This is a genomic window from Prosthecobacter sp. (assembly GCF_014879935.1).
In the GTDB taxonomy this organism is placed as follows: domain Bacteria; phylum Verrucomicrobiota; class Verrucomicrobiia; order Verrucomicrobiales; family Verrucomicrobiaceae; genus Prosthecobacter.
The window spans coordinates 35,603-56,725 of the sequence record NZ_JACSRD010000112.1 but is presented as its reverse complement, the minus strand read 5'-3'; the positions used below and the strand labels follow the sequence as shown (position 1 = coordinate 56,725).

The window sequence follows — 21,123 nt, the reverse complement described above, 5'->3', positions numbered from 1 at the left end:
GCCTGTTTGTTTGCAGGATGCGCATGCCCCTGACCCTGCTTTGTCTCGCCTCGTTCACTTTGCACGCTGACGACTGGCCGCAATGGCTCGGACCGCAGCGGGATGCGGTGTGGCGTGAGACCGGCATCGTGGAAACGTTTCCAGCAGGCGGACCGCAGACGCTGTGGCGGTCAAAGATCGGTGGTGGCTACGCGGGACCGGCGGTGGCTGATGGCAAAGTGTATGTGATGGACCGTGAAGTGGCCGACAGGACCAGCGTACCCGCGAACGCCTTTGCACGCGGCATCATTCCGGGCAGCGAGCGTGTGCTTTGTCTCGATGCCAAAACGGGCAGGCAGGTTTGGGAGCATCGCTACGACTGCACTTACACGATGAGCTACTCCACCGGTCCGCGTGCCACGCCGCTCGTGCATGAGGGCAAGGTGTGGACCTTCGGTGCGGAGGCACACCTGCACTGTCTCGATGCCACAACGGGCAAGGTGCTCTGGGCGCACGACTTGAAGCAGGAATACAACGCGAAGACGCCGCAGTGGGGATTCGCCGGACAGTTGTTGCTCGATGGCAGTCGCCTCGTCTGCCTCTGCGGCGGTCCTGGCAGTGTCGTCGTGGCTTTGGACAAGGATTCCGGCAAGGAACTGTGGCGTGCGCTCGATGCGCGCGAACCTGGCTACGGCGTGCCGACACTGATCGAGGCCGGTGGCACGAGGCAGCTCCTCATCTGGCATCCGCAGTCCGTGAACTCGCTCGATCCGGCCACGGGAAAGGTGTTCTGGTCCTATCCGTGGGAGGTGCGCTTTGGCCTCACCATTCCCACGCCAAGGGTCGCGGGAGATCGATTGTTCCTGACGTCGTTCTACACCAGTTCGAAGTGTTTCAAGCTCGATGCGGGCACACCGGCCGCCGAGCTGCTGTGGGAAGGCAAAAGCATCAGTGAAAAGAACACCGACACGCTCCACAGCATCATGAGCACGCCCTTCATCGAGGACGGCCACATCTACGGCGTGTGCAGCTACGGCCAGCTCCGCTGCCTGAAGCTCGAAACCGGCGAACGCATCTGGGAAACCTTCGCGGCGACCACTGGCGGCGGCGAAGTGCGCTGGGCGAACGCCTTCATCGTGAAACATGAGAACCGCTTCTTCCTCGCCAATGAACAAGGCGATCTCATCATCGCGAAAATGACTCCCAAGGGCTACGAGGAGCTCAGCCGTGCCCATGTCCTCAAACCGACGACAACTGATCCGCGCCGTGAGGTGGTGTGGTCTCATCCCGCCTTCGCGAACCAATGCGTTTTCATGCGCAATGATGAGGAGATCGTGTGCGTGTCGCTGGCGAAGTAACCGGCGCGGTCAATGGACGCTTTCCGGCTCCAGGAGATTCTCGTCCGCTGAATTCGCGAGTTCCTTGAGGATCTGTTCCTCCAATTGGTTCTCAACGGCCACCTCCGCATTCGCGGCTTCGCGTTCGGCGACCGGTGCTGTTTCGCATTCTTTCTCAGGTGGACGCCCGTTTGGGACCATCTTTGAAACGTGCAGCCGATAAATCGGCTCGGGCATCTCGATGCCCGTTTCATCCAGCGCATTTTTGACGATGCGGATCGCCTCGCTGCGTACTTTTGCGAACTCGGCCCTGTCCTGATCCACCCAGGCGAAAAACCGCAGCACAATGTTGGAATCGCCAAGCTCCTCGACCAGCGATTGCGGCTCGGGATCGTCGATGACGCCTTTCAGGGCGGCCAGCGCCCGCGTGCCGACACGCTGGGCACGGGCGATGTCCTCGGTCGTGGCGATGCCAACGGAGAAATCGAAGCGTCGGTGCGGGCTGCGGGTGTAGTTGCAGATGATGTTCTTGAAGACGCTGCTGTTTGGAATGCGCAGGTGATTGCCGTCCAGCGTCAGCAGCACCATCTCGCGGGCGGTCAGGCGCATGACCTTGCCCTCCTGATCCAGGATGCGCAGATGATCGCCAATCGAGAACTGCTGGCGCAGACTTAGCAGCATGCCTGCGAGATAGTTTTCCACGATGTCCCGGAATGCAAAGCTCACCGCCAGTCCGGCAAGTCCCGCGACACCGAGAACCGCGCCGGCAATCGCGGTCGCGTCGAGCACATCGAGAGCCAGCACGAGCCCGAGCACAAACAAGATCGAGGCGGCGAGCCGTTGAATCAGGTCGCGCAGGAGCGGTTTGACCCGCAGCCAGCGCAGCGGCGCCTCCCATCGCCCCACCAGATGTGCGGCACCGGCAAACCCGATGACGATCAGCAGCGCAACGGCGGCCACCGGAGCCAGCTGAACGGCTCGCCGGGCAAGCTCCTCAAGCCGCGCCACCGACGGCGCCACGCGCGTCTCGACGGCGACTCCCTCCTCGATCTGGTTGTCCACAAATGCGACGCCTTCGAAGCGCTTCACCAAATCCTCGACGTTCTGCCTCACGCTTCCCCGCATGGTGGCACCGCTGAGACGGACGACGCCGGCATTCACCTCGACCTTCACGTCTTTGAAGTCTTCGATCTGATCCAGCACGGATCGGAGGCGGTTTGAAAGCTCGTTGTCCGGCACCGGCTTCAGCGGCAGGAGGCTCTCTTTGGCCACCTGTTCCTCCGCCTTGGGGAATGTCACCTGTGCCCGTGCCAGGGAGGGAAGAAGCAACAGGGTGAGGCATGCCACGGCGAGAATGCCCGCTGGCACCCCTCGCTTTGAACCCTGGGTGGATGAGAGGGTCATGGATGGCCTGCGTCCTCCGGTTCACTTTCGATGCTCTGATGCCGATGGAGTCTGGCTGGCACATGCGGCTCTGTTGCAGCCCGCGCAGACTGGCGGGATCAGGACGCTGCACGGTTGAAGTGTTCCAGCAGTTCCGACGGAGCGATCTTTGCGAGGTCGGAAGCGAGCACCTGGCTGATTTTGGCACGCGCTTCGGGTTCGAGGGCATCCAGCAACTGCTTGTGAACGGGCGCGCTGGCTGCGAACCGGCAGCGTGTCACCTCCCCGTCCACGAGTAAACCATTGATCTTTTGCGCCAGGCCCACGATGACGCGTCGATCCTGCTCACCTTCGAGATTGAGCCGTTCTCCAGCGGAGAGATCACCGGAAACGTGGCCGGCTCCACCTCCCTTCGGGAAACGGCCCGACTGGTCGGTCAGTTGCTCGGACAACTTCTCGTGCGCAGCCTCCGGCTTGAACTCCTCGATCAGTTCAAGGTGTGATGCGCGATCCATCGGCCCCTTCACCTCGCGATAGGCGCGGAGCAGGCCGAGATTGGTGACGATGATGAGGTCGTTGTTCATGGTGGATCGATGGAAGTTTCAAATCTCCGATTGCAGGAGGCGCCTCTACGCAAATCGCACGAGACACGGAGTCTGGACTGGTTTGATGCATGCCATTTCCTCCCGTCGAACGGCGTCTCACCGCTTCTCACGCTGTCCGGGCGCTGTTTGAGCTGTTTCCAGGCCGTGCGTCAGGACCGATCAGGGGCCGGGCGGCAGATCGTGGGCGGGCAGGCCCGCTCCCCGCACAAACGGGCCGTCATAACAGCGGTGCAGGTCATCCTCCGTCCACATTTCACGATCAGGACCAGCGCTGCGGATGTCGATGCGGCTGGGGTCACGCACATGGAAGAACAACGGCGAGCCCCAGCGGTCCACAATCTGGCCATTGGCGTTCAAACACGGATGCGGCGCCTTCAAGAACACCTCTCGCGCCGAATTCTTCCCCATCAACGCCGCTGCGAACTCCTCATTCGCTCCCATCCGAAACGGCGAGTCGCCTTTCACGAGCAGTTGCAGGTTTGAAAACACATGCGCCATGCTGTGCAGGTCGTCCTCCGGCCGTGTGGTCGTGCCGGCATAGGCCTTGAGAAGCTCTTCGCCTGGAAGCATGCTTTTCCCGCGCTGCTCCGCCTCCTTCTCGATCACTTTTGTCATGTCAGCGGGCAAGACCGGCTGGCGCGTCGTCAGTCGATTGGAAGTCGCCTTCCACCAGACCCCCAGCGTCGCTGCCACCGCGATCAGCGCCGCCATCTTCCATCTCATCTGCTTGTCTTGAAACATGGAACCTGAAACTTGAAACTCAGCTCCACGTTCCCGCCCGCAGCATGCCAATCGGCAAACTCGCCGAGTTCACGTTGTAAAAGTTGCCGATGTTCGGCAGCACGCTGCTCATGCCGGACGCAGGAACGCCAAACCAGCGAAGCATCTCGCCGAAGAATTGATCCACACTCGTCGTGGGAATCATGCGACCGCCGTAGCCGGTGTCGTCGGCGCTTTCGAGCGTGAGATCCGGGAAGGTGCCATACACGCGACCGCCCTGGATCGGACCTCCCATGACGAGCGCATTGCCACCCCAGGCGTGGTCGGTGCCGCGACCGTTGCTGCGCAGCGTGCGGCCGAAGTCGGAGGCGCTAAAGGTGATCACGCCGTCTTGCAGCGTGAGCTGTTCCAGCGCCCGCTGGAAGGCGGTGAGGGCCGTGTTGAGGGTGTTGAGCATGCCCGCCTGCGTGTTAAGCAACTCGCCGTGATGATCCCAGCCGCCGAAGGTGATGAAAATCGTCTGCCGGTGCAGCCCGAGCGCCTGGCGCAGCGCGATCATCTTCACCGCGGCACGGAACTGCTGCGCGATGTAGTTGTTCGTCGGGAAGAGCGAGGCCACGGCGCTGTCGTCGTAGCTGTTGTATTGCTGGAGGAAGAACTCTTGGAGCTCGATGCTGCTCTTCGTGAGCTGGCCGTAGCTCTGCTGCATCAGGTTGGCGTAGTTTTGCTGGATGATGCTGCGATGCGCGGTGTTTTTGAGCTTCATCGGATGCAGCGGATCGGTGATCTCGCTGCCGGTGAAGGTCAGCGCCCCGCGATCCGTGACCACAAACTGCGTCGTGGCATTGCCCACCTGCCACAGGCTGTTCCCGGAGAGGGAAATGTTCATCGCGATGCTGTTCGTGTTCACCGTGCTGTGCAGTAGATCAGCGGTGCGTCCGGCCCAGCCGCTCAGTTCTGTCATGCCCTGCGGCACGGAGGTCTGCCACTGGTCGATCTGGTCGCTGTGCGAATACAGCGCCCGCGGCAGCGCCACACTCTCGGCGAGGTATTGCGCCTTCGTCACCTGCTGGATGAGCGTGCCCACATTCGCCAGCAAGGCCGCGCGACGCTTCCCGGCGAAGTTGCCCGTGCCGTTGAACATGTCCCGCAGGCCCGTGCAGCTCGGATGAATGCCGTAGAGCTGCCCGTCGCCGCCATCTTGATCGAGATTGAGAAGCTGGCCGGCCATAAGCGCCAGATTGCCCCGCGTAGTCGTGTAGATGCCATGCCGCGTCGAATCGCGTGGCACGAGGAAATTGAAGGAATCCATCCCGCCGTTCAAAAACACGCAAACGAGCGTCTTGTAGTCCGTCGGTGCTCCATCGGCTGCCACGCGACTGGCGAGCTGGAGATTGAGGAGCGTATTCAGCACCGGCACGGTGCTCATCGCCGCACAGGCGGAGCGTCCGAAGAAGTGGCGGCGGGTGGAGGCTGCGTTCATGACTTCAAAAAGGAGCGAAAAAGGTTCACCGCATCACCGCGCCTTCCGGGCACGTCAGCGAGAGATAGGCGGCCACGCGGATGCGGGCGGCGGTTTGATCGGCGGGGATCTGGGCGAGCGTGCTCAAGATGATGCTGCGCGTGCTCGCCTTCATCTGACCGGCGCAGAAGAGGAGATTGAAATGATCCATCAAACGCTCGGGTGAGGTCGCGAAGGCCTGCTCGCGCCTGAAATCGAAGGGGAAACGATACTGCTCATAAAAGCTCAGCCCTTCTTCGAGCATCTTCCACAGGCGGTTCGGGAAGCTGATCGAGCTGTAGCTGTCCGTGATCTGGAAAACCGGGCTCGCGAGGCCGTTTTGCGTCGCCAGACCCGGAGCGCGATACTCGGGGCGGTAGAAGTTGAAGACGCTCGGCGAGTTCGTCGGCGCCTGGCGGCTCTCGTTGTAAAACTCGCTCCAGTCCCACCACAGCAGCTCGGGCACCTGCTTCATGCCGAAGACGCGAGCCATCGACATCGCGCGGATCACCGGCTCCTTCAGGCGACCGAAGCCCGCGGCCTGCGCCCCCACCGGGCCGCGAGCCTCCGGATCGAGCAGGATGGCACGCACCACCGCGCCGAGATCGCCACGCATGCCGCTGCCGTTGTTCGCAAAGACGCTGCTGATGCGCTGCACATACGCCGGACTCGGATTGTCCGTGACAAGGAACTGGATGAGCTGCTTGCCGACAAACACACCGCAGTTCGGATGCTCGAAAAGATGATGAATGGCATCCCGCACATCGCGTTGCGCATTCTCCAGCGTCGCCGCACGGGCTGGAATAACAAAGCCACCGAGCAGTGTCTTCGCGCCGAAGTCATGGCGATCGGCATGCAGGGTCATCGGTGTGGCGTAGTCCTGCTCGGTCCAGCCGCCGCCGCCCCAGTTGTCGCCGCCGAACCAGAAGCCTGTCATCACGCGGGCGAGCTGTGTGATCTCCTCGTTCGAGTAAGTCGGCACCGGCTGACCGCTCACGAGCACCCGCGAGCCATCGGGATTGAGCTGCCAAAGGCCCACCGTGAAGAGCTGCATCACCTCACGGGCGTAGTTTTCATCCGGGTAGCGATTGATCGATGGATCAGCCTTCTGATTGCCCACATGCGAAAGGTAGCGGCCCATCACCGGATGCATGGTCACCTCCATCAGCACGTCCTCGTAGTTGCCAAAGGCGTTGCGAACAAAGATGTCGTAGTAGTCCGCCATGCCGAGGCAGCGGTTTTCGAGGTTCGCATCGCGACGCGAGGTGACGAGGATCTGGCTCAAGGCAAACGCCACACGCTGACGAAGCTGGTCGCTGCCCTGGATCGCCGCACGCGCAAAAGCCGTCTGCATGTTGTTGCCGAACAAGAACGGATCGCTGTCACCACCGCCGCGGCTGTAAGTCTCGTGCTGGCGCTGCGAGGTCATGTTTTGAAAAATGCCCCGGATGTAGTCTGAGTGCCATGTGGCCGGCAGGCTCATCTGCTGCGTGATCCAGCCGGCATAGCCGAGCGTCTGCACACGCTGGATGTCCTCGAGTGTCGGACCAAAGGCTGCCTGCATGAGGAAACGCGCAGCCTGTGGTCGCGACACACCGCCGCCCGCTCCTCCAGCCATGCCGCCTGCGCTGCCTGCGCCCTGAAGCTGCTCCACCATCGCCACGTAATCGCCGCTGAGCGTGCTTTCCGGCGTGCCATCGTGGTTGGCGTCGATGCTCACGCTGCTGCGGGTGCTGTTCGGAATGGTTGGTGAAGTTCCAAAGCCGTAAAACTCGGACCAATCACTCAAACCATCTTCGTCAGTGTCTTGATCAGCCACACGCATTCTGAAGAAAGCCGTCGAGGGCGTGTGTGCATGTGCAAATGAGTACCAATAAACCCATCTCTCGGGCTGTGTGGGATGCGTGATATTCAAGACAGGAATGTCCCCAAGTGGGTTCCAGAGAGACAGATCTGCGCTGTACTCGAGGTAATGGGCTTTTCTTGGCAAATAAGGCCAGCGGACTGTCATGAAGCCATCAGAACTCTCGATCACACTCCACAACCGTGAAGACGCATCAAACGGATTGGTTCCCGCAAGAGCTTCAGCTCCATTCGTCATGCCGTCACCATCGTTGTCATGGGCCGCCACCAGTCCAAACTGCCCGGTCCATTGCTCCCAGGCGTCCGACATGCCGTTTCCATTCAAATCCTCACCGGAAACACCTGCGGGAAGGCCGTGATAAAAAGGCGGCAGACTCGTCGCGAGCATCGGATCGCTGCCGCTGTCAGCCTCCAGGCCGTCTTGGGCGAGGTCGTCATCGCTGTCCGCATCATTTGGCAGCGTGCCAGCGAGATACTCGCGCACATTCGTCAGACCATCCGCATCGCCATCGAGCATGCCATCGGCGGCGCTGTTCTTGTTCAGGCCATGCGCATCTTCCCAGACATCCGGCATGCCGTCGTCGTCCGTGTCCTTCCAGGCAGCATAGCCGGTCATGTCCTCCAGCCGCGTGGGGTGAATGAAAACACTCACGCCATCATGCACCCACGTTTCGAGCCGATTCACGAGCGGTGGATCGCTACGATCCTGCCATGTGGCGGCACCATCGTGCGCATTCTGAGCGAGGGCGCAGTTGGTGAAGACTTTGCTGAACAGCACGGTGCCTCCATTTTTGTCCTGATTGGTAATGCTGAAGGTGAAATCCCACGCCGTGCGGCTGCCGGTGCTGCTCCCTTCGATCTTGAAGCGCAGCCGGTCGCTGATGTCATGACTGCTAATGCCGCTGAAGCCCATCGCTGCCTTCAAATCCGTAGGAAAGCTCTGCCAGTCCGCCTCCCAGATGTCCCCCGTGTCGTCACCAGGGTTGCTGAAGCCCCCTCCGTGGCTCGAATACAGGAAATAGCTCAAGCGACCTGACTTCACCCGGATGCCGATGTTGAAGGCATCGCTGCCCGTGCTCGCCGAGTTCACGATTTGGAAGTTCATGAGCGAATGATCGCCCCACTCCTGATCCGTCACGCCGCCGCGGGCGTGGTCCCACACGATCTGCACATTCTCGACGATCCAGTCAAAGGTGCGAGGGCTCGTGCTCACTATTGGCATGAGCGATTGCGAGGCCGTCGGATTGGTCCAGCCCTCGACTTCGTCGGCATCACCGATGCCGTCGCCATCGCTGTCCGCGTTGTTCGGATTCGTCGCCACCGGCACGCCGTTGATTTCCGCGCCATCGCTGAGGCCATCGCCATCCGAATCTGCCAGCAGAGGATTGGTTGTGGTCTCCGCCGCATCGTTCAAGCCATCGCCATCGGTATCGGCAACGCGAGGATTGGTGAAGATGCTACGCTCCGCCAGATTCGTCAGCCCATCGCCATCCGCGTCGAGCGTGGCATCCGCCACCAGCGTTTTGAAACCATGCTCCCACTCGTAGGCATCCGGCATGCCATCGGAGTCGCTGTCGAGTGTGGTGTCCACGATTTGAATGCCGTGAATGCCCGTCTCATACCAGCTCGTCCGGGCGATTTTGATGTTCACCGTTGGAAGAGTTTGATCGCGGTAGCGGATCGCATTCGCCCGCCAAGGCTTCACGGCATCCGAGTGCATCAATTCAACCAGCTTCGTCTGCGGCGGCGTGCTGGCACTGAGAAACCAGCGATCCGTGGCCGGTGTGTCATTGAGCCGCGTGTAAGCCACCGCGCTGTCATACGAGGTGCCCACATAAACGATCACATCGTAGGTAGTGAATGGCACATTGCTCAGCGTGAGACTGCCCGGCGTGTCCGACGAGACACTCAGGTAGCCATCGAGCAGCTTCTGCGTGGCGTTGCCGGACTGGCCGTTGGCCCAGGTGCCGCCAAAAGCCCAGTTCATCGTCATCCCGGTGGCGGTGCCGGTGCTGTCCACGATCACATCGGCCGTTGGCGAGAGGATGTCACCCTGCGTGCCATTTTGGCTGCGCCAGCTCGTCAGCGCCCAGGTGTTGTTCCAGAAGCGTTGAGGCACCAAACCGGTCACCTCATGACTGGCGATGGTATTGTCGGGATTCAGCTCCATCACGAAATTGATGCCGATCACGCTGCTTTGGACCGGAGGCGTGCTCGCGGCCGAATTCGCGAGATAGCCGGTGCGCAGCTCCCATGCATCGCCCGCGCCATCGCCATCCGTATCTGCCAAAAGCGGACTCGATGCTGTCTCCTCGCCATCACTCAGCGAATCGCCATCCGTGTCCGCTATCAGCGGATTGGTGCCCGCGGTGAATTCCGCGCCATCGCTCAAACCATCGCCATCCGTGTCCTTTTGCGTCGGCTCCGTGCCCGCGGCGAACTCCTGCGCATTCGTGCGACCATCGGCATCCACATCCTGGGCCGCGCTCGCCACCGCATCGCTGAATCCATGATCCACCTCCCACCAGCGCGGCAGGCCATCGCCATCCACGTCTTGCAAAGCGATGGGGTCAATCTCCAGCGACAGCGCATCAAACTGCACCCAGCCATCCGTCGAGGATGCCGGAGCCGGTGCCCGGCGGATTTCGAGCACATTCGCCCCTGCCACCGGAGTGAACGCAGGTGCATTCACCTCGACGATCAACGTGTCTGCCTTCGTGTGAACGGCGGTTTTGATCAGCACCCCGTTCCAAAACACCTCAAACTGGTGCCGCCCGTAGCCTTCGGCATAATTGTCGATCGCCGGGTTCCACCATCCGCCCCAAACTTGATGCATGTTCAGCCGCATGCGGGCCGTGCTCGTGGCCTGCGCCGGTGTGAGATTGAAATGCAGCCTCACCGAGAGGTTTTGAGTATCCAGCACCGGCTCAAAGTTCGTCGGCGGCTCGCCCGCCACCGTGCCGATGGGCGCGGGGTAGGTACCCGCGAAGTAAAAATCATTGTCGAGCACCGTCGCACTGCCCGGCGCCGCGTTGTAATCCCACGTTGAGCTCCCAAACTCATCCTGCGGATCCCCGTCCCAAACCCCGAGCGACCACAACGTCGTGAATTCCGCCCTCAACGGCGAAACGATCCATCCGATAAGACAAGCGAGCAAACCCAGGCGCATGCGCGGAGGTTACCACTCGCGCAGGAAGATGTCCATGCTGGTCACGGGTCCTCAACGGGGTGGAGAAGGCTCAAACCACCTCAATAATGGTCACATCCAAACCGGGAAACTGTGAGAAGGCCTTGTCCGTGGTAACCAGTTCCGCACCGGAAGCGATGGCAAAAGCAGCGAGGTAGGCATCCATCCAAAGTTTGGGCGACGAGGTGCGCCGGGCTGCAAGCTTCTTCCAATTGGGATTCAGACCTGGCGGCTCGACCTGGAAGAGAATGCGATCATCGGCAATGAAGGCTTCATAAACCGCCCAGGCGTCCTTGTTGCTCAGGGCGGCGATTCCATAGGCGCTCATGACGCCCGTGGTGGTGAGCAGACGAAGGAACGACTGCTGTGTGGAGCGGCAAAAGGCGATCTCATCCGGCGAATCCTGTTCCTCCAGCCACTCTACCGCTGCCCGGTGGTGCGTGTGCTTCGACAATGACAGCGCGAGCCAGACATTCGTGTCAGGCAGCTTCATGATGCCACTCCGCCTCCTGCCCGTTTAAAATTTCCGATACTTGCTCGGGTGTCAGCACGGCAGCCTTCCGGCATTGGATGAGCGGAAGTTTAACCCGCGAACTTTTTGGAGCGCGGTTCGTTTTTCGAGCCGCAAGCCCGCGGCGCAGCAAGTCTGCCACTGTGTCCTTGAGTTTGCGGCCTTCATGCACGGCGCGGAGTTTTACCTCACGCACCAGATCACCGGGGAGTTCCAAAGTCGTCTTCATGAGCTAAATTGCTGGTTTCCCAGCTTTCTGTCAAACCAGCTTTCAGACGCCGGAAATAAATCGTTACAATCGGCTCATCCAGTTCGACGTATCTGGGAGGCCACCTTTTTGAATGACCTGTATGTTTTTAGCTATGTCTTGACCGATTCCAATAACGACCGCGATCAGTCTGCCATGCTTGAAGTAGGCACAAGCTGGCGTGTTTCGCAGGTCAATCTCCCTGGCGTATTCTTGCTCTTCATCCACGTCCATGTAGCCAAAGGATGCGACGCCAGCGAACTGACTTTCGATTTGTGCAATCTGTTCGGCCACTGCAAAACGATAGCCGTCCCACTCAGCATCAAGGTGGACTACGGCAACCGGCGTTTGACGAAGGAACGTATTCAGGTCGGCGCGAGTAAGCTTTGTCATGGAAATGTCTTTCACAGCCCCTTCGGCATCCACGCTTCCAGCTTGCTCACCTCCGCTTTCGCGGACGAACTCACCGGAATGCCCCAGAAGTCGAAGAAGGGGGCGAGGTTCTTGTTGGCGATCTTGGAGTAGCGGATGAGGAACTGGTCGCGGGCTTCGTCATCGCCTTTGGGCTCGGGGCCGTATTCGGTGCCGTCGAAGCTGTGCAGGTATTTGCGCCAGCTTTCCCAGCCGAACTCTTGAATGAGCTGGATGTAGGTGGTGAGGGCGAGGAACGGCTCGCTCTTCCAGAGCTGCCATTTGTTGGAGGCGGCCTTGATGTCTTTGATATGCTTTTTGCGAGACTCTTCGCTGATGCCGCCGTGGCCTATGAGCCAGTCTTTCTTCAGGACGGCCTCGTAGCAATACATGCCGATGACGTTGTTCGTGACCTCGCCGGTGCCGTCGAATGTGAAGGTGCGGCGCTGGTGGTTGTGGCCGATTTCGTGGTAAAAGCCCCAGCCGGGGAATTTGAGACGCGTGAGCGTGGTCATCTCCGGCCCGGCGCTGGTCGGGATCATGATGGGATAGCCGCTGTGCATGTAACCGGCACTGATTTGCACGTCAGCGACGATGCGCTCGGGCCGTGTGCGTTCGGTGGCTTGATTGGAAACGTCATCCTGAGCCTCGACGACGGCTTTCCAGAACTGCATGAGCTCGGTGGGGTTGTTGATGGCCTGCGCGACCTCGCGCGGGAAGCTGATGATCATCTTGTCGCAGGCCATTTCCGCCCACGGCGCGGGGCGCTGGCGGATTTCCTTCCACTTGGCGTCGTCGTCCTTGCCGAGCACGAAGAGCGGCGCGGCGATCGCGTCTTTGATGGCGGCGGTGAAGGGCTCGTCGTCCTTCGCGCGACCGGGGACCTCGATGTAGATAAGACCACCGAAGGCGGAGGCCGTTTTCGTCGTGGTGGTGGCCAAAGTATCGCTGCGCGTGATGTCGGGAGCGCGTTCCCATTTGTCGAGATGGTAAAGCGTGTCGCTGTGGCAGCCGATGCGCACGGCGTAGCCTTTGTCGGCGTATTTTTCTGGGATCGTCACCGTGATCGGCTCGCCCGCGACGGCGTAAAGGCCGGTGCTGTGCCAGCCAGAGATGCTCGGCGTGATGGCGATCTCAGCGCCGGTGCGCGGGGCGTTTTCAGGCGCTTTGCCGGGGAATTCGGCGTGAGCGGGATGTGCCTTGATGCCTTCGGCGCTCATGAGGCGCAGCATGCGCGTCTCCATGCCGAGTCGCAGACGCGCGGCGGCGTGCTGCGTGTCATTGAGAGGTGCTTTGGCGGTCGGAATCGGCGCATCGGTGCCGGCGTTGCCGAGCGCGGCGGCGACGGCGTTCTTCAAATTGCTGCGATCCGGCGGTTGCGCGGCCATGGCGATCTGAATCGCGTTCATGCCCTGCTTCATCTGCTCCGGCGTGAGTGCGGGTCCGCCTTCGCGCTGCTTTTTGATCGCGGTGATGGCGTCAGACGCATTCATCATCGCCGGAAGCTCCACGCGGGCCTCAAACGAGCGAAGTTGGTCGAAAGCGCTCATGTCCGTGTTCGCCACGCCTGCGGCCATGAGCGCCTGATTCACGCCGTGGGAGATGGCGAGGTCCTTGCCACCGCTCGTCTGTCCATACGCCCAGCCCGTCATGCCGCCGATGAAGCCGCCACCGCCTTTGATGTAGTCGATCAAAGCCGCGCCTTCCTCCACGCTGACCACGCCTTGTGTATTGATGATGACCACGTCGTAGTCGGAGAGGTTCTTTTTCTCCACCGTGGCGAATTCCTCCGCCTTCAGCCCGCGCTGGGCCAAAGCAGCGCCTTTCACGCCTTTGAGGCCGATGCGTGGCTTCGCTTTGTTGCCCGCCCACTTCACGCAGTTCTCGATGAGTTGTGCGTGATCACCGCCGCCGTCACCGCTGAGATAGGCATTCTGGCCAAACAGGATGATGCGCCCTTTTCCGTAGGCCGCGGCCGCTCCGACCGCGATTTCGACGCCATCCTTGTCCGGTGCCGAAAGGATCGGAAACGCGATCTGGCCCCAAATGCCCACCGGACCCGGCGCTCCGAGTTTTGGCACCGATTTGACGCCTTCGAGGATTTTCGCGCGCTCTGCATTCACGAGCGCTGGAGGCATTTGGGCGTTCAAAACGGCTGCGCAGGCCAGAAACAAGAAGGCCTCACGCAAAGGCGCAAAGGCGCAAAGTTTTGAGAAACGATCTTTTTCAGACCTTTGCGCCTTTGCGCCTTTGCGTGAGACAAATCGAAGGATGGAGAACTGTCGGTTGTTCATGGTTGGGTTGGTGAAAGGTGTTCAGCGTTTCGTATCAACTGGCACTGATGGTGGATGAAATACTCTGCGAGGAGGAAGGCGGTCACGCATCCATGGAGTGATCACCAAAGTTATTGGCGTGCGGTTTCCTGCCCATCGTGCTTTGGAGAGTCGTTCGAACTCGGAGGAGCCATGATGGTCCTTTATCCTTTCTTTATGCGTCTCGAAATCCCCAAGGCAGTAAACTGCGATGCCACCATCATTACTCACCTTTAATGCATCGGGCAGGTCGGGGTCCGCCAACAACATGTATGGAACAGGACAGACACCAGGTGAGCCAACATAAACCAAGTAAAACCACTGCCGGAACGGGCCGAACTCAAAGTTGCCCGACGAATCTGAAACCGTGGCTCCCAACATTCGGTCGCTCCGAAGATGATAATCAATGATGGCTCCTGAAACCGGCTGCCCTTTCGCGTTCACCACACGTCCGCTGACTTTTCTAGTCAGCGTTTCGTAGTGCGGCATAATCAGGCAGCTCGGAAGAACCGTGATGATTGACAATATGAGCAGTAGTCGTGTCATGGTTAATCAGCGGTAAATCACGACCAGAAACACCACCGCAGCTCCTTTGGCGGTGTTGACGATGGCGTGGGGGACATCGGCGCGGTAGGTGCCGCTGTCGCCTTTGGTGAGGTCGTCGTGGTCTTCGCCGGATTCGATGCGGACGCTGCCTTCTTCGACGGTGAGGAACTCACGCGTGCCCTCAAAGTGCGGCTGGCTGCGCAAGGCACCGCCCGGCTTCAGTGTGAGCTCGTAGAACTCGACATCCTTCTCCAAATTCAGCGGCGAAAGCGTGCGGATCTCGCACTGTTTGTCGCTGCGATACACCTGAGCGCGATCATTGGCGCGGATGACCTGAATCTTCGAAGCGCTGGCCTCCGCGCTCTCGATCAGTTCCTGCAAAGTGAGCCCAAAGGCCCGCGCGATGCGGAAGGTGACGGTGAGCGTGGGGTTCGCCTTCTCACGCTCGATTTCGCTGAGCATGCTGCGGCTCACGCCGCTGGCATTGGCGAGTTCTTCGAGCGACCAGCCTCGATCCGCGCGGAGTTTCTTCACGCGCTTGCCGAGGTTCTCATTGATGGCCTCGGGGCTGGATTCGGGGATGCTGCTCTTGCGTTTGGCGGGCATGCGCGCCAGTATAACGGACGCGCTTCTTGTAAATTAGATGTTGGAGGAAAATAAAAACGGCCCTCGAAACACGAGGGCCGTTTTGCGGCACGACTGGCGTCTTCAGATCACGGATTCGGCACCCAGAGGACGGCGTGGCGGGTGCCGTCGGCCTTGGTCATGACACCGGCGACACAGCCGCTTTCATCCACACCGTAGGCGACGGAGCTGATGAACTCGGCGGGCACAAAGGCCTGCAAATCGGTGGCCTGGTAGTTCGAATCCCACACGATGGCGCGGGCGAGGCCGATGGTGGTGGTGCCGGTGGCGACGTTGGCATAACCGACGATGTACTGGCCTTTCACCTTCAGCGCGTAGCTGTGGTCGAGGAGCTTCCCATCGGCCGTCGAGGCATACGGATGGATGTTCAAGGCGCTGGCGGCAGTGCCGGTCCAGACGTGGGCATAGTTGAAGCGGCGATCTTTGTTGCCGTTCACAGCCTCGCGGCGGACGCGGATGTCAAAACCCGCGTAACCGACCTGGCGCACGCCGTCCGTGCCGTTGGCGACGGAGACGACGGCGGTCTTCGGGTGCAGAGAGGTCGCTTTGTTCGTTCCGCGCCAGAAGGCGGCGTTCGCGATACCTTTGCTGATGGTGCCGACCTGCATGCCGCCGGCCACATCGTTGAGCGAGGCATCGATGCCGATGTCGATCACGCTGCCGGTGGCGACATTCCAGATGAGGGCGTGGGCGCTGCCGAGCGTGGTGCCATCGCGGTCGTAACCGATGGCGGAGCCGACGATCTGAATGCCGTCGGTGGCATTGGCCTGGCCGCCGGCATTCACGAAGGGAATGCTGAGCAGCGTGGCGGATGCGGCGCTGTCACTCCACGCGATCGGCACGTTGCGATTGCCGGTGGAGGTGCCTGCACCGATGCCGACCTGCAGATTGCCGGCGAAACCGTTCACCTGGGAGCGAGCGCCCGCGCCATCCAGAAAGGCGGGATGCAGATCGATGGCTCCATCACCCGTCCAGAGCGTGGCACGACCGCTGAAGGCATTCGGCGTGCTGCCGGTGTAACCCGCGGCCTGACCACCGCTCGCGGTTTGCGCGGAGCCGGAGGCGGTCGGTGTGAGATCGACGGCGGTGTAGCTCGTCTGTGCTTCGAGGGAATGAAGGCTGAAGGCGGCGATGATCGGTAGGAGACCATTGCGGGCCCAGGCGGGGCGCACAGGCGAGAGAAGCGGTGAGTGCAGGTTCATGGCGTTGTGTTGATTTGGTTTTCTGACTGGCAATCGTTCATTTCTTGAGCGTGATGCACTGTCTCTTGCGGTGTGTGATCTCACAATGCGGGCACCGTAACAGTGTGGTTAGGAAGTGATGAGCACGTTGTTCACGCTTTAGCGTGGGATTGGTTTCACGAGGCCCGCTCAAGCATGAACAACGCACACTCACGCGATGAGGTGAGTGCTTGCGAGGGCTCTGCGCTCATCTCGCGGAGCGAGTGGCCACTTTGCTGCCGCACCAAACACACAGGCCGCCCACCCTTGCGGATGAGCGGCCTGATTCTATGGCCTGAGATCAATGCGCTGCCGGTGTGCCTTACGGAGGCGTCGGGGCGGAAGGAAGCTGTCCTGTGAAGAAAGTGGTGCCGCCTTGCGTGATGGAGATGGTCTGGCCCGCGACGGGGAAGTTCATGAGGATCGTGCCTGCGTCACCTTGCTTGGTGAACTTCAGCACACCGAGCGTGCCATTGGAGCCTGCGGCGACCGACATCGTGCCACGCACACTTTCACCGATGGACACGTCGTAGTCGCCGATGGGCAGCTTGGTCACCTCGAGTTCGATCTGGATCGCACCCGTGGTGTCGAATTCCATGACTGCTTTCGACTCAGCATCGGCAGGCACGCCCTGGCCGCGGGCGAGTGTCACACTGGCCTCCCCGACCTCGTCGTCTCCAGAAGGAGGTGGCAGGGCGGGAACGGTGCCGGAGTAGTAAACCGTGGCCGCCTGACGAATTTCGACGAGCTGCTCGGCGACGGGGAAGTCCAAAAGAAGGCTGCCGCTGCCAGAAGTGGTTGTCTTGAAGGTCAGCGTGCCGCGCGTCTTGCTGCTCTGCTGCTCGACGACGACGGTGCCGCGCACCACGCCGCCCACCACGAGGTCATAACTGCCTGCAGCGGCATCACGCACATCCATAACGAAGCTGCCTGCTCCGGTGGCGAGGTATTTCAGCGTCACACGGGCGGAGCTGCCTCCCGGTGCTGCGACGCGGGAAAGGTCGTTTTGCAGCTCCTGCTCGCCGTCCTCGGGATGGTGATTCGGGTCGTCGATGTCCTTCACGCCGTCGTTGTTGTCGTCATCGTCATGACGATCGGAAACTCCGTCGCCATCGTCATCCTTGTCGGCTGGATCATCGTTGGCGATGCCATCTCCGTCGGTGTCGTGCTCGGTGCTGTCGTCGTTGGCCTTGCCATCGCCGTCGATGTCGTCGTCCACGTCGTCCTTTTTGTTGTCACCATCGATGTCGTCTTCGAGGTCATCGTCATCATCAAGACCGTCGCCGTCGATGTCGTCCTCTTCGGGAGAATCGTCGTCGCGACCGTCGCCGTCGATGTCGTGCTCGGCGGCAGAGTCATCCTTGCGGCCGTCGCCATCGATGTCGTCCTCCAGCGGGTCGTCGTCGAATTTGCCATCGCCATCGATGTCCTTTTCGGCGAGCGAGTCGTCGGCGAGGCCGTCATCGTCGGCGTCCTCCTCCTCGGGATTGTCGTTGTCGATATGGTCACCGATGTATTTGCCGGCAAAGGGTCCGGTCTTGGCGATGCCGCCGTCGATGTTCTTGTCGAGCGCGTTCGGGATGCCGTCGTTGTCGATGTCGGGATCGACGACGTTCGGGATGCCGTCGCCGTCGAGGTCGCGGAGCGATTTGTGGCCGTTCCAGTAGGCCGCGGAGGCCGGGTGAAGGGCGAGCACAACGAGCGCGGCGACCAGCAGCGGCAGAAAATCTGGGCGTAGGCGTTTCATGAGAGGTTCAGGGTAGGGGTGGTGCGCTCGGCGGCCATGGTGAATGGAAAGCGGGCTGGGAACAATGGGGCAACAGTAACGGTTTGGTTAGGAGGTGGCACGCAGCATCATCGGGTGACCCGCACGCGCACAAAACGCCGGGGGGAAGTGGCAACAGGCTGCACATCACGAATGATGACCTGCTTCACGCCCGGGGAGGCGGAATCACCATCGTAGTAGCCGGGGCCGGTGAAGACGCCACCCAGGGTGCTGGTGGCCAAAGTCGTCCATGAACCCGGGGCGAGCGTGTCCGAAGCCTCCACAATGATGGTCACGTCAGACCGGGCAGGGTCGCGGGGCACGATGACGGTCAGGAAATCTCCGTCAGGGTAGCTGCTGAGGCCGGAGTCCATCGCTGAAGAGGTCTGTGGAGCCACCGGTGAGGTGTCGAAGATGTATTCGAGCAGGTTCGCGAGACCGTCGGCATCTGCGTCCCCGGCATCGGGAGCGTTGGGATCGCCCAGCAGGGCCAGTTTCCAGTCCTGAAGAGGTGAACTGAACTGAAGACGAAACACCACGCCGCCGCCCTCCGGACCACCACCGGCCGAGACACCGTAAAGCTGGCCGTCTGAGCCGAAGGCCAGCCCGCCCGTGAGAATGAGTCCCGCCCCGTCGGTGTCTGCTGCGGAGCCAGGCGCGGCGCCCGCCTGCCCCGTGAAGGATAGCAGCGTTTCCAGGCCGCCTGAGGTTGAGTAGCGCCACACGGTTCCTTCATCGGCGTTTCCACCGGCGGCGGTCATGCCGTAGATGGAGCCATTCGAGGCCACTGTCAGCTCACCCATCGGAATCGCGCCCGGTGTGGCTCCTCCGATGCCGGAGAACTCGCCCAGGACTTGCACGAGGCCCGAGGAGGGCAGGAAGCGGATCAGCGTGCCCGCATCGTCCGTTCCTCCAGCACTGGTGGTGCCGTAAAGCTGGCCGTCGTTGCCAATGACGAAGCCGCCTTGAGGCGAACGCGGTCCGACGGCCGTGAAATGATGCAGCGCCGAATACGCGCCTGCGGGTGTCAGGCGAAAAACGACGCCCACATTGGCGGTGCCGCCTTCCTCCGTCATGCCGTAGAAGTTTCCATCGCCTGCGAGCACGAGCGGACCGCAAGGTCGCCCGCCCGGGGCCGCTCCGGCGGTTCCCGTGAAGGAAATGAGGCGCGTGCGCACACCTGCCGTCGTCACTTTATAGATCGAACCGCGGCTCGATGCGCCGCCTTCACGCCCTATCCCGTAAAGCAAGCCATCCGCGCCGAGCGTGAGCGATCCTTCACCCAGGGAGCCCGCAGACGTGGTGTAGGCGAGAACCAGAGCGGTGCCTGTGCCGGGCGTGTAGCGGTAAAGCGTGCCACGAGCGGAAGCACCGCCACGGGCCGTCACACCATAAAAACTGCCGCTGACCGCACTCAGGCCGCCATCCGCATAGGTGCCCAGCGTGCCACCGAGCGCCGCGAGCGGGCTCACCGTGCCCGCAGTGCTGACGCTGGAAACATTTCCGCCGCCAGCGGTGCCGCCCGCAGCCATCGGAAAGAGGAGTGCCCCGCTTCCCGATGCCACAGGCATGCCGCTGGGCATCCAGCCTGCGCCGAGCGACAGCGACGAAACTGCGGTGAAGACTCCCGCGCTGCTGATCTTGCAAAACGAGCCCATGTTCCCCGTCGAGCCCGCGCTGGTGAGCAGGTAGAACAAGCCATCCGTCGCGAGGCATGGTCCGGCGCGCGGTGCGGAACCCAAGGCGCCACCGGTTTCGCCCGTGAAATTCGCCAGCAGCGTGTGAGTGCCTGTGGTGGTGATCTTGAACAGCGTGCCACGGGCGCTCACACCGCCGTTGGCCGTCGCGCCATAAAGCTGCCCGTCGCTGCCCCGCGCCAGGGGGCCGACCGGCTGTGAGCCGGAAGCGTCGGCAAAGTGACGCAGCACGGTGTAAACTGGCGAGGCCGCGGTGGTGATCTTGAAGGCCACGCCGAAGCTGTTCGTGCCGCCGTATTCGGTGACACCGTACAAAGCGCCGTCCGTGTTGAGCATGAGTCCACCCGACGGATTGGCACCCGCGCGTGTGCCTGCGGTGCCGGAAAACTCCCCCAGGGAGCGATACACCCCCGCAGTGCTCACTTCGAAGAGCACGCCCTGTCCTGTGGCACCGCCCAGCTTCGTCATGCCGTAAAGAAGGTTGCCTGAAGCCACCAGCGGGCCCTGCGCTTCGGCTCCAGGAGCGGCCCCGCTGCTTCCTGTGAAGTCACGCAGCGTCGTCAGCACGCCTCCGGGCGTCATTTGAAACACGGTGCCGAAGCCATTCGCCCCACCGCCCTGCGTCACGCCGTAAAAAAGGTCGTTTCCATGCCGCATCAGCCCATGGGGGACCGATCCAGGGGCTGACCCTGCGCTACCGGTGAAATCGACCAGCTTTGTGAACACGCCTCCGCTGGTGATCTTGAAAACCACGCCAAACCCGTGAGTGCCGCCGCTGGAAGTGGTGCCGTAGAGCGCCTGATCCGCCCCCTCGACCAGTCCCGCCGATGGTCCGGAGCCGTCCGTGCCGCTGAAGGAGTGAAGCGTGGTCAGCGCTCCCGCTGGCGTCAGTTTGAACACGGTTCCGAGGCGAAACGCCCCATTGGTCGAGGCCACGCCGTAGAAATTACCGTCTGAATGCTGCATCAGCGGGGCGACGACCTGGGTGCCGGGTTTTTGGAAGCTGGAGAGCACCTCATACGACACTGAGGCACGCGCCGCCCCCGCCGTCAGGCTGGCGCAGACGAGTAACACACGGGCAAAAAGGCTCACAGGACGTGGAATTTATCAGTACGCATCTTTCGATGCCAAGTTCGAACAGTAACTGTTCAGTTACCAAATCCAGATTGCCCATGGAACGGGAAAATGGTCTCT

Annotated in this window: 15 protein-coding genes; 1 reads left to right on the top strand and 14 read right to left on the bottom strand. The window is 61.3% G+C overall.

All coding sequences use genetic code 11. The features are described 5' to 3' along the window. Nucleotides 1–23: 23 nt before the first annotated feature. Nucleotides 24–1,337 carry a PQQ-binding-like beta-propeller repeat protein gene (locus IAE77_RS07870; protein ID WP_294224347.1) on the top strand — a complete coding sequence of 438 codons (1,314 nt, stop codon included), beginning with the start codon at nt 24–26 and terminating at the stop codon, nt 1,335–1,337. A 9-nt stretch (nt 1,338–1,346) separates the two neighbouring features. On the opposite strand, the gene IAE77_RS07865 is transcribed toward IAE77_RS07870, so the two are convergent. From IAE77_RS07865 to IAE77_RS07800, 14 genes are all read right to left on the bottom strand, one after another. Further along, the gene (locus IAE77_RS07865; RefSeq protein ID WP_345780966.1) at nt 1,347–2,720 is read right to left on the bottom strand and encodes a mechanosensitive ion channel family protein; all 1,374 of its coding nucleotides are present in this window, start codon (nt 2,718–2,720) and stop codon (nt 1,347–1,349) included. A 98-nt stretch (nt 2,721–2,818) separates the two neighbouring features. Beyond that, nucleotides 2,819–3,283 (bottom strand): host attachment protein, encoded by a 465-nt coding sequence (locus IAE77_RS07860; protein WP_294224340.1) that lies wholly within the window; start codon nt 3,281–3,283, stop codon nt 2,819–2,821. 180 nt (nt 3,284–3,463) lie between these two features. Beyond that, nucleotides 3,464–4,045, bottom strand: coding sequence for a hypothetical protein (locus IAE77_RS07855; RefSeq protein WP_294224336.1), 582 nt, complete (start codon nt 4,043–4,045; stop codon nt 3,464–3,466). Nucleotides 4,046–4,064: 19 nt separating this feature from the next. Then, entirely contained in the window at nt 4,065–5,507 is a 1,443-nt protein-coding gene (locus tag IAE77_RS07850; RefSeq protein ID WP_294224333.1) for a DUF1501 domain-containing protein, read from the bottom strand. A 25-nt stretch (nt 5,508–5,532) separates the two neighbouring features. Beyond that, nucleotides 5,533–10,557, bottom strand: a complete 5,025-nt coding sequence (locus tag IAE77_RS07845; protein ID WP_294224328.1) for a DUF1800 family protein — start codon at nt 10,555–10,557, stop codon at nt 5,533–5,535. 70 nt (nt 10,558–10,627) lie between these two features. Continuing rightward, nucleotides 10,628–11,068, bottom strand: coding sequence for a type II toxin-antitoxin system VapC family toxin (locus IAE77_RS07840; RefSeq protein WP_294224325.1), 441 nt, complete (start codon nt 11,066–11,068; stop codon nt 10,628–10,630). Beyond that, the gene (locus IAE77_RS07835; protein ID WP_294224323.1) at nt 11,055–11,315 is read right to left on the bottom strand and encodes a hypothetical protein; all 261 of its coding nucleotides are present in this window, start codon (nt 11,313–11,315) and stop codon (nt 11,055–11,057) included. The genes IAE77_RS07840 and IAE77_RS07835 overlap by 14 nt, the downstream gene beginning before the upstream one ends. A gap of 63 nt (nt 11,316–11,378) precedes the next feature. Next, nucleotides 11,379–11,759, bottom strand: a complete 381-nt coding sequence (locus IAE77_RS07830) for a thioredoxin family protein (RefSeq protein WP_294224321.1) — start codon at nt 11,757–11,759, stop codon at nt 11,379–11,381. Next, the gene (locus IAE77_RS07825; protein ID WP_294224318.1) at nt 11,738–14,038 is read right to left on the bottom strand and encodes a M60 family metallopeptidase; all 2,301 of its coding nucleotides are present in this window, start codon (nt 14,036–14,038) and stop codon (nt 11,738–11,740) included. Before IAE77_RS07825 ends, IAE77_RS07830 begins: the two co-directional genes overlap by 22 nt. A gap of 21 nt (nt 14,039–14,059) precedes the next feature. Next, the gene (locus IAE77_RS07820) at nt 14,060–14,602 is read right to left on the bottom strand and encodes a carboxypeptidase-like regulatory domain-containing protein (protein WP_294224315.1); all 543 of its coding nucleotides are present in this window, start codon (nt 14,600–14,602) and stop codon (nt 14,060–14,062) included. 6 nt (nt 14,603–14,608) lie between these two features. Beyond that, nucleotides 14,609–15,208, bottom strand: a complete 600-nt coding sequence (locus IAE77_RS07815) for an XRE family transcriptional regulator (protein ID WP_294224312.1) — start codon at nt 15,206–15,208, stop codon at nt 14,609–14,611. 107 nt (nt 15,209–15,315) lie between these two features. After that, nucleotides 15,316–16,449, bottom strand: coding sequence for a hypothetical protein (locus IAE77_RS07810; protein ID WP_294224308.1), 1,134 nt, complete (start codon nt 16,447–16,449; stop codon nt 15,316–15,318). Between the two features lie 340 nt (nt 16,450–16,789). After that, nucleotides 16,790–18,214 (bottom strand): thrombospondin type 3 repeat-containing protein, encoded by a 1,425-nt coding sequence (locus tag IAE77_RS07805; RefSeq protein ID WP_294224306.1) that lies wholly within the window; start codon nt 18,212–18,214, stop codon nt 16,790–16,792. Between the two features lie 107 nt (nt 18,215–18,321). After that, the gene (locus IAE77_RS07800; protein WP_294224303.1) at nt 18,322–21,021 is read right to left on the bottom strand and encodes a choice-of-anchor tandem repeat GloVer-containing protein; all 2,700 of its coding nucleotides are present in this window, start codon (nt 21,019–21,021) and stop codon (nt 18,322–18,324) included. Nucleotides 21,022–21,123 lie beyond the last annotated feature (102 nt).